Source organism: Propionivibrio sp., assembly GCF_049316945.1.
In the GTDB taxonomy this organism is placed as follows: Bacteria; Pseudomonadota; Gammaproteobacteria; order Burkholderiales; family Rhodocyclaceae; genus Propionivibrio.
Genome location: NZ_JBMOJE010000175.1, coordinates 1 through 7,763, shown reverse-complemented (window position 1 = coordinate 7,763; position 7,763 = coordinate 1). Strand labels below are relative to the sequence as shown.

At 57.4% G+C, this 7,763-nt stretch carries 7 protein-coding genes, 1 tRNA gene and 1 pseudogene; 1 reads left to right on the top strand and 8 read right to left on the bottom strand.

What is annotated here, in order from left to right:
• The 8 genes and pseudogenes from ACOYNV_RS24110 to ACOYNV_RS24075 form a co-directional block, all read right to left on the bottom strand.
• The coding region (locus ACOYNV_RS24110; RefSeq protein ID WP_422902354.1) for a hypothetical protein at window positions 1–207 on the bottom strand (207 nt) is incomplete at its 3' end.
• A gap of 209 nt (window positions 208–416) precedes the next feature.
• Window positions 417–671 (bottom strand): annotated as a pseudogene (locus ACOYNV_RS24105) (transposase); the annotation flags it as partial.
• Between the two features lie 54 nt (window positions 672–725).
• Entirely contained in the window at window positions 726–1,817 is a 1,092-nt protein-coding gene (gene ychF, locus ACOYNV_RS24100) for a redox-regulated ATPase YchF (RefSeq protein WP_422902353.1), read from the bottom strand.
• 26 nt (window positions 1,818–1,843) lie between these two features.
• The gene (gene pth / locus ACOYNV_RS24095; RefSeq protein ID WP_422902352.1) at window positions 1,844–2,413 is read right to left on the bottom strand and encodes an aminoacyl-tRNA hydrolase; all 570 of its coding nucleotides are present in this window, start codon (window positions 2,411–2,413) and stop codon (window positions 1,844–1,846) included.
• A gap of 75 nt (window positions 2,414–2,488) precedes the next feature.
• Entirely contained in the window at window positions 2,489–3,100 is a 612-nt protein-coding gene (locus ACOYNV_RS24090; RefSeq protein ID WP_422902351.1) for a 50S ribosomal protein L25/general stress protein Ctc, read from the bottom strand.
• Window positions 3,101–3,165: 65 nt separating this feature from the next.
• Window positions 3,166–4,116, bottom strand: coding sequence for a ribose-phosphate pyrophosphokinase (locus tag ACOYNV_RS24085; RefSeq protein ID WP_422902355.1), 951 nt, complete (start codon window positions 4,114–4,116; stop codon window positions 3,166–3,168).
• Between the two features lie 89 nt (window positions 4,117–4,205).
• A tRNA-Gln gene (locus ACOYNV_RS24080) sits at window positions 4,206–4,282 on the bottom strand.
• 210 nt (window positions 4,283–4,492) lie between these two features.
• Entirely contained in the window at window positions 4,493–6,151 is a 1,659-nt protein-coding gene (locus tag ACOYNV_RS24075) for a fatty acid--CoA ligase (protein WP_422902350.1), read from the bottom strand.
• Between the two features lie 233 nt (window positions 6,152–6,384).
• Between ACOYNV_RS24075 and ACOYNV_RS24070 the strand changes: the two genes are divergently transcribed.
• Window positions 6,385–7,512 carry a molecular chaperone DnaJ gene (locus ACOYNV_RS24070; RefSeq protein WP_422902349.1) on the top strand — a complete coding sequence of 376 codons (1,128 nt, stop codon included), beginning with the start codon at window positions 6,385–6,387 and terminating at the stop codon, window positions 7,510–7,512.
• Window positions 7,513–7,763: the final 251 nt, after the last annotated feature.

The window sequence follows — 7,763 nt, the reverse complement described above, 5'->3', positions numbered from 1 at the left end:
TGAGTTGAGTTGAGTTGAGTTGAGTTGAGTTGAGTTGAGTTGAGTTGAGTTGAGTAGTATGGCTTCGGCTTTAAATTGCCCGAGCAACGCCACGGCCAGGCCAGCCAACGCTGCAAGGCCGAGATTACGCCATTCCATACCCAGAAAATCAACCATATCACCAAGATTAATTTCATCTTCTTTTTCTTCTTTTTCTAAATTACCCATAATTCAGCACCATCCATAAAATTGAATCAGGTTTTTTTGGGAGCTATGGAACGTAGAACCCCGTTAAGGATCCCGGCCGTTGTATAGCGCGAGACCCAATGATTGCAGCGTAATTTTGTGTGGCGAAGTTAAATTACCCCCGGCAAAGCCGGGTGTCTATCAGTTGGGCGCCTCAAAGGTGCCGGTAACCCATGAGCCGCCCAAGGCGGCTACACTCCTAACTTCATCTGATCGTAACGTTCATCCTCGCACTCATAGTTACGGATGTACGCCCTGACCATCGATTCATCTAGCACTACCGTCGATACGAAGTACGCTCGTGCCCAAAACACCTCGCCCGTAAAATCATGCTCCCTCCCACCGAAATTCCGCGCTATCTCACTCTTGCCTTTGATGCACCCCACTACGTTTGACACTGCATACTTCGGTGAAATACTCAAGCACATGGGAACGTGAGCCGACATCACACGATTTCGCACAGTAAATATACAAAGCATTAATTCATCAGTAGTGTCCGGTTAGACGTTGAACAGGAAGTTGAGCACATCGCCATCCTTGACCACATATTCCTTGCCTTCGGCACGCATCTTGCCGGCTTCCTTGGCGCCCTGCTCGCCGCCATAGGCGATGAAGTCGTCGAAAGCAATGGTCTGGGCGCGGATGAAGCCGCGCTCGAAGTCGGTATGAATGACGCCGGCGGCCTGCGGTGCGGTATCGCCCTTGTGGATGGTCCACGCCCGCACTTCCTTGACACCCGCGGTGAAGTAGGTTTGCAGGCCGAGCAAGTGGTAGCCGGTATGTACCAGCCGGTCGAGACCCGGTTCGTCGAGGCCGAGGTCGGCCAGGAAAATCTGCTTTTCGTCATCGTCCAAGTCGGCGATTTCGGCTTCAATCGACGCGCACACCGCGACCACCTCGGCCTTTTCTGCCGCGGCGTGTTCGCGCACGGCATCAAGGTACGGATTGTTTTCGAAACCGTCCTCGGCAACGTTGGCAGCGTAAAGAACGGGCTTGGCGGTAATCAGGCAGAAGGTCTTGAGGTTGGCCCATTCTTCCTTGGCCAGATCGAGCGCGCGAATCGGCTTGGCCTGGTCAAGCTGGGCAAAGCATTTTTCCAGCACGGCGACCAGCAGCTTGGCTTCCTTGTCGCCGGCACTGGCCGGTCGGCGATAACGCGCCAGCGCTTTTTCGACCGTCGCCATATCGGCCAGCGCCAGTTCGGTATCGATGATCTCGATGTCACGGATCGGATCAACACTCCCGGAGACGTGAATCACGTTGTCGTTGGCAAAGCAGCGGACGACGTGCAGGACGGCATCGGTCTCACGGATGTTGGCGAGAAACTTGTTGCCCAGCCCTTCGCCCTTGGAAGCGCCGGCCACCAGGCCGGCGATGTCGACAAATTCGGTCACTGCCGGCACCACACGCTGCGGCTTGACGATCTCGGTCAGCTTGACGAGGCGGGCATCCGGCACCTCGACGATGCCAACCGAAGGCTCGATGGTGCAGAAGGGATAGTTCTCCGCCGCCACGCCGGCCTTGGTCAGGGCGTTGAAAAGGGTGGACTTGCCAACATTGGGCAGGCCGACGATTCCGCATTTAAGACTCATGGTGATATTCCTGTTTGTTGCATTCGTTAAACAGCTTTGGTGTGCAGCAGGCGTTGTGCGGCCGCGTAATCACCAGCGCACAATTTCGGCCAGGCCAGCAGGCAGCGGTCGAGCGCGCGATCGATCAACTCCTGCTCTTCGCGCCGCGGTGCTTTCAGAACGTAATTGATAACCTCGTTACGCTCGCCGGGATGCCCGATACCCAGGCGCAAGCGCCAGAAATCAGGCACCGACAGATGCGCCTGAATGTCCTTCAGCCCGTTGTGACCGCCGTTACCGCCGCCCTGCTTGAGGCGGATGCTGCCGGGTTCCAGGTCGAGTTCATCATGCACGACCAGTATTTCTTCGGCGGCGATCTTGTAGAAACGCGCCAGGGAAGCCACCGCCTGACCGGAACGGTTCATGAAGGTGCCCGGCTGCAGCAGCCACAGATCGCCGATACGTCCGACACGGCCATAGAACTTGCCTTGCGCCACGAGCGGCACCTTGAGCTCATGCGCCAGACGGTCGATAAACCAGAAACCGAGGTTGTGACGATTGTCTGCGTATTCGCTGCCGGGGTTGCCAAGGCCGACGATCAGGCGGGGAGGAATCATGCTAAGTCACCCTGAAAAACGAAAAGCCGCCGCAGGTGAGAACCATACGGCGGCCTGTCATTCAGACGCAGAAGATCAGGCAGCAGGAGCTTCTTCGCCTTCGGCTCCCTCGGCGGCAACCGTCTTCTTGACCGAGATCGAAACCACGACGGGATCGTCGGTTCCATGCCCCATTGGCTTGACGCCGTTCGGGAAGACGACCTGCGAAAGATGGATCGAATGACCGGCTTCCAGTTCCTTCAGGTCGACTTCAATGAACACCGGAAGATCCTGTGGCAGGCAGCTCACTTCAACTTCGTTCATGGCCGGCGAAACATTGCCGCCGCTGAGCTTGATGCCCGGCGCAATTTCGGCGTTGATGAAGTGCAGCGGCACCTTCTGGTGAATCGCACGGGTGGCATCGACACGCAGGAAATCGACGTGCAGAACCAGCGGCCGGTAAGGGTGCATCTGCGAGTCACGCAGCAGCACGGTTTCCACTGCACCATCGATGTTGATGGTCAACACCGAGGCGTGAAAGGCTTCCTTGCGCAGCGACAGGAGCAGATCGTTGTGTTCGAGTTCAATCGCAATCGGGGCCGCAGTACCACCGTAAATGATACCGGGGACCTTGTTGGCCCGACGCAGGCGGCGGCTCGCTCCGGACCCCTGCAATGTGCGCTTTTGCGCGTTAATTTCAAATTTCATGGAAGCTCCTGGTTTGATGCAAACCCTGCCCGCGACCAGGCAGGGGGTTTAAGAAAACTGCAAAACTATTCGATGAACAGCGAGGAAACAGAATCCTCGTTGCTGATCCGGCGGATTGTTTCAGCCAGCACGTCGGCCACCGACAATTGACGGATGCGCGGCGATCGGTGAGCCTCTTCACTCAACGGAATGGTGTCGGTCACCACCAGTTCGTCGATTGCCGACTCGTTGATACGACTGATCGCCGAACCGGAAAGGACCGGATGCACGCAGTAGGCCAGCACCCGCTTGGCGCCTTTTTCCTTGAGCGCGCTGGCGGCCTTGCACAGCGTACCGGCGGTATCGACCATGTCATCCATGATCACGCAGGTGCGGCCTTCCACTTCGCCGATGATGTTCATGACTTCCGAGACATTGGCCTTCGGACGACGCTTGTCGATGATCGCCAGGTCGCATTCTAGACGTTTGGCCAGCGCGCGGGCGCGCACCACGCCACCGACGTCGGGAGAAACGACCATCAGGCCTTCAAAATCCTTCTTCCACACATCGGCCAGCATGATCGGCAGCGAATAGATGTTATCGACCGGAATGTTGAAAAAGCCCTGAATCTGCTCGGCATGCAGGTCCATGGTCAGCACCCGGTGCACGCCGGCGGCGGTCAGCAGGTCGGCCACCAGCTTGGCGGCGATCGGCACGCGCGCCGAGCGCACCCGTCGATCCTGGCGTGCATAGCCAAAATACGGGATGGCAGCGGTAATGCGGGTCGCCGAGGCACGCTTGAGGGCATCGACCATGATCAGCAATTCCATCAGGTTTTCGTTGGCCGGCGCACTGGTGGATTGCAGGATGAAAACATCCTTGCCGCGCACGTGCTCCTGAAGCTCAACCGTAATTTCGCCATCCGAGAAACGTCCCACAGTCGCTCGTCCAAGCGAAATGTTCAAACGTTTAACGACTTCGGCAGCCAGCTTGGGGTTGGCGTTACCGGTGAATACCATCAGGCTGTCGTAGGCCATATCGCGCATCCCGCAGCGCCGGGAAGACGCCACATAAAAGCAATACGGGCAGGAAGGCTGACTACCTGCCCGGCTTGCAAGAAACCGAATGGCTGGGGAAGAAGGATTCGAACCTTCGAATGCCGGAATCAAAATCCGGTGCCTTAACCAACTTGGCGACTCCCCAGCAGTCACTCACTAACTGTGCCTAGCGAGCGAGGCGCGGATTATACAGGGATAATTGCAAAAAAAACAGGGCGGGGAATGCGTGAAACCACGAAAAACACGAAGAACAGCGCGAAGCCTCCGTGAAGAGGGAGGCTTCGCGCTGTTCTTCGTTAACTCCTTGGTTAATTCCGGTTTCCTGGATCAAGCCAGCGAGTTTCTGCAGCTTGCGCTAGAGCACCTTCTTCTCGTTGGCTTCGCGCATTTCGCGTTTGTTTATTTTCCCCACGCTGGTCTTGGCCAGCGCCTTGATGAAGCGAACCTGCAACAGTACGCCGTGGCGCGAGATGCCGGTGGTTTCGACCAGATGCGCAGCAAAGTTGCGGATCGCGTGCTCGGTCACCTGGCCCTCGAATTCGCGCTTCAGCACCACCAGCGCCACCGGGCGTTCGCCCCATTTCTCGTCGGGCACGCCGATCACGGCGACTTCTTCAACCGCTGCGTGTTTGGCGACCACATCTTCGAGCTGCAGCGATGAAGTCCATTCGCCGGCCGTTTTGATCACATCCTTGATCCGGTCGGTGATTTTTACATAGCCGCGCGAGTCGATATTGCCGATATCCTGGGTATGCAGATAGCCGCCGGCCCACAGTTCCTCCGAAGCTTGTGGCGCTTCCAGATAACCCTGGGTCAGCCAGGGTGAGCGCACCACCACCTCGCCGGTGGCGTTGCCGTCGTGCGCCACCTCGTCCATTTCGGGTGTCACGATGCGCAGATCCACCAGCGGCAGCGGCAGGCCGGTCTTGCAGCGCAGCGTGGCCTGATGCCCGAGCGGTGCCTGCATGTCCACGCTACCGAGATGCGCGATCGACAGCACCGGACAGGTTTCGGACATTCCGTAACCGGTCAGCACATCGATGCCGCGCTTGAGCGCCGCATTGGCCATGGTTTCAGACATCGCCGAACCGCCGATCAGCACCTTCCAGCCGCTCAGATCGACGGCATCGCAATGCGGGTGGCTGAGCAGCATCTGCATGATTGACGGGACACAGTGCGAGAAAGTGACTTTCTCTTCGTCAATCAGGTGCAGCAGCGAGCCCGGCAGGTAGCGACCGGGATAGACCTGCTTGAGGCCGAGCAGGGTGGCGACATACGGGAAGCCCCAGGCATGCACGTGGAACATCGGCGTGATCGGCATGTACACGTCTTCCCGATGCAGCCGCCCATTGCCTGCGGCACATCCTAGCGCGGTGGCGACACCGAGCGTATGCAGCACCAACTGGCGGTGGCTGAAATACACGCCTTTCGGCAAGCCCGTGGTGCCGGTAGTGTAGAACACCGTGGCCTGGGCGTTCTCATCGAAATCTTCGAAGGGGTAATTCGCGTCGGCGGCCTGGAGCAGGTTTTCGTACTCGGCAGCGAAGCTGAGCGGGCTGTCGACCGGCGTTTGCTCGTCATCGATCAGCACAAAATGCTTCACGCTTTCCAGGCGCGCGGCAATCGGCACCAGCAGCGGGAAAAATTCACGATTGACCAGCAGCACATCGGCTTTGGCGTGGTTGAGGGTATAGAGAATCTGCTCGGCACTCAGGCGCACATTGACCGTCTGCAGCACCGCCCCCATCATCGGCACGGCAAAAAAACACTCCAGATAGCGGTGGCTGTCCCAGTCCATTACGGCAACGGTTTGCCCGGCTTCGACGCCGAGGCTGGACAGTCCGCTGGCCAGCCTGCCGATACGTTCGCGCAGCGTGCGGTACGAGTAGCGCAGTTTCCCCTGATAGGTGATCTCCTGATCCGGCGCGATGGCCAGCGGGGTGTGCAGCAACTGCTTGATCAGCAACGGATAGGCATAGGCTGACGGCGTGGTCTTGATGATTTTGACAGGCATGGTTTCTCCCTCGGTGTCGTTCTATTAGTGGCGACATATTACCCGCATGATCCCCGTGTGGAACGGGTTGCTGCGGCAGTCGGTGAATCACTCCACCGAACACCGGCGCTTGACACTTTATCCGGAGGGCGGCAGCATCAAAGCCGAGATTTTTCATGCCCTGTGGAGCACGGCGGCTTTTCGATAATGAAGCGAATTCCCAAGCGCATCACCCTATACAAGAAAACCAGACCATGACCAGGACTCACGTCAAAACCGTCAGCATCGCCACCAACCATGACCAGGCGCAACTGTCCAAAGGGCAGAAAGCGTTCAATAACCTGATCAAGCAGATTGAAAAAAAGCGCGCCCGACTGGCCGCCTGGGAGGCCGCCGTTCCGCCCTACCAGCAGAAATACACCAGCGAACTCATTCCTCTGGTCGAATCCTCGTTCGGGATGCAAGTCAAAATGGTACATAGCCTGGACCGCGTCAGCGATCAGAAGGGTCTGACAAAACCTGAACGCCGCAAAATTGTCGACCTGATCACCGGGTTGGCAAACCAACTATTGGCCGAGCGTGATGATGCCGAGTTGAAGGCCATCTACAACAAGCACAGCCGATCCGACTACGACAGCGAAGAAGCCGACGCCATGCAGGGCATGAAATCCGCACTGGAGGACATGCTGGATATCGAACTGGGCGACAACCTGGACAATTTGTCACCCGAAGAACTGCTGCAGCGTGCCAAGGCGCAAATGGACGAAAAGCAGGCGCAAGAGGACACCTACTGGGAGGCGGCTGAAGCGCGCCGGGCCAAACGCAAGAAGTCGGTCAAACAACTCGCCCAGGAAGCACAGCAACAGGCTGAAGCGCAACAGATCAGCCAGTCCATCCGCGAGGTCTACCGCAAACTGGCCAGCGCGCTTCATCCCGACCGTGAAACCGATCCACAGGAGCGTGAGCGGAAAACCGCCCTGATGTCACGCGCCAACCAGGCCTACGCCAAGAACAACCTGCTGCAATTGCTCGAACTCCAACTGGAGCTCGAACACATCGATCAGTCCTCGATCAACAACCTGAGCGAAGAGCGACTGAAGCACTACAACAAGGTTCTGAAGGAGCAACTGGCCGAACTGGAACAGGAAATTTATCACCTCGAAGGGAGATTCAGGGGCCAGTTCAAGATCTCACCGTTCGTTCAGGTGACCCCCGAAACGCTCCTGCGCAATCTTGCCAAGGAAATCTCCGGCATCCAGCACGCCATCCGGGAACTAGAAAAAGATCTGCTCGTGATAGAGGACATCAAGAAGCTCAAGACCTGGCTCAAAGGCTTGCGACGCCATTCGGCAATGGATTTTATCTACGACTGCCCTTTCTGACCGGCGGCGATAATATTCAACAACCCACCCCGAAAGCCGCGTGAATAGGTCGTCTACGGACACTATTCAGCGAGATGCGCATGAACATTGGCTTACCAGGCATGACATTCGAAGACGCCCGTATTTACTGCCTCGCAGGCCGGTAAAAGCGAACTCAGCGGTTGTGAAAAAATGCCTGAACACCCACCGCAGAGGCGCAGAGCCGCAGAGGTTTCGCAGAGAAAACCTTTAAAAACAATGGGGTTCCTCTG

Excerpts from the sequence above, each read along its gene's own strand:
- ACOYNV_RS24075 (WP_422902350.1), bottom strand. The coding sequence starts at position 6,151 with ATGCCTGTCAAAATCATCAAGACCACGCCGTCAGCCTATGCCTATCCG.
- pth (WP_422902352.1), bottom strand. The coding sequence starts at position 2,413 with ATGATTCCTCCCCGCCTGATCGTCGGCCTTGGCAACCCCGGCAGCGAA.
- ACOYNV_RS24085 (WP_422902355.1), bottom strand. The coding sequence starts at position 4,116 with ATGGCCTACGACAGCCTGATGGTATTCACCGGTAACGCCAACCCCAAG.
- ACOYNV_RS24070 (WP_422902349.1), top strand. The coding sequence starts at position 6,385 with ATGACCAGGACTCACGTCAAAACCGTCAGCATCGCCACCAACCATGAC.
- ACOYNV_RS24090 (WP_422902351.1), bottom strand. The coding sequence starts at position 3,100 with ATGAAATTTGAAATTAACGCGCAAAAGCGCACATTGCAGGGGTCCGGA.
- ychF (WP_422902353.1), bottom strand. The coding sequence starts at position 1,817 with ATGAGTCTTAAATGCGGAATCGTCGGCCTGCCCAATGTTGGCAAGTCC.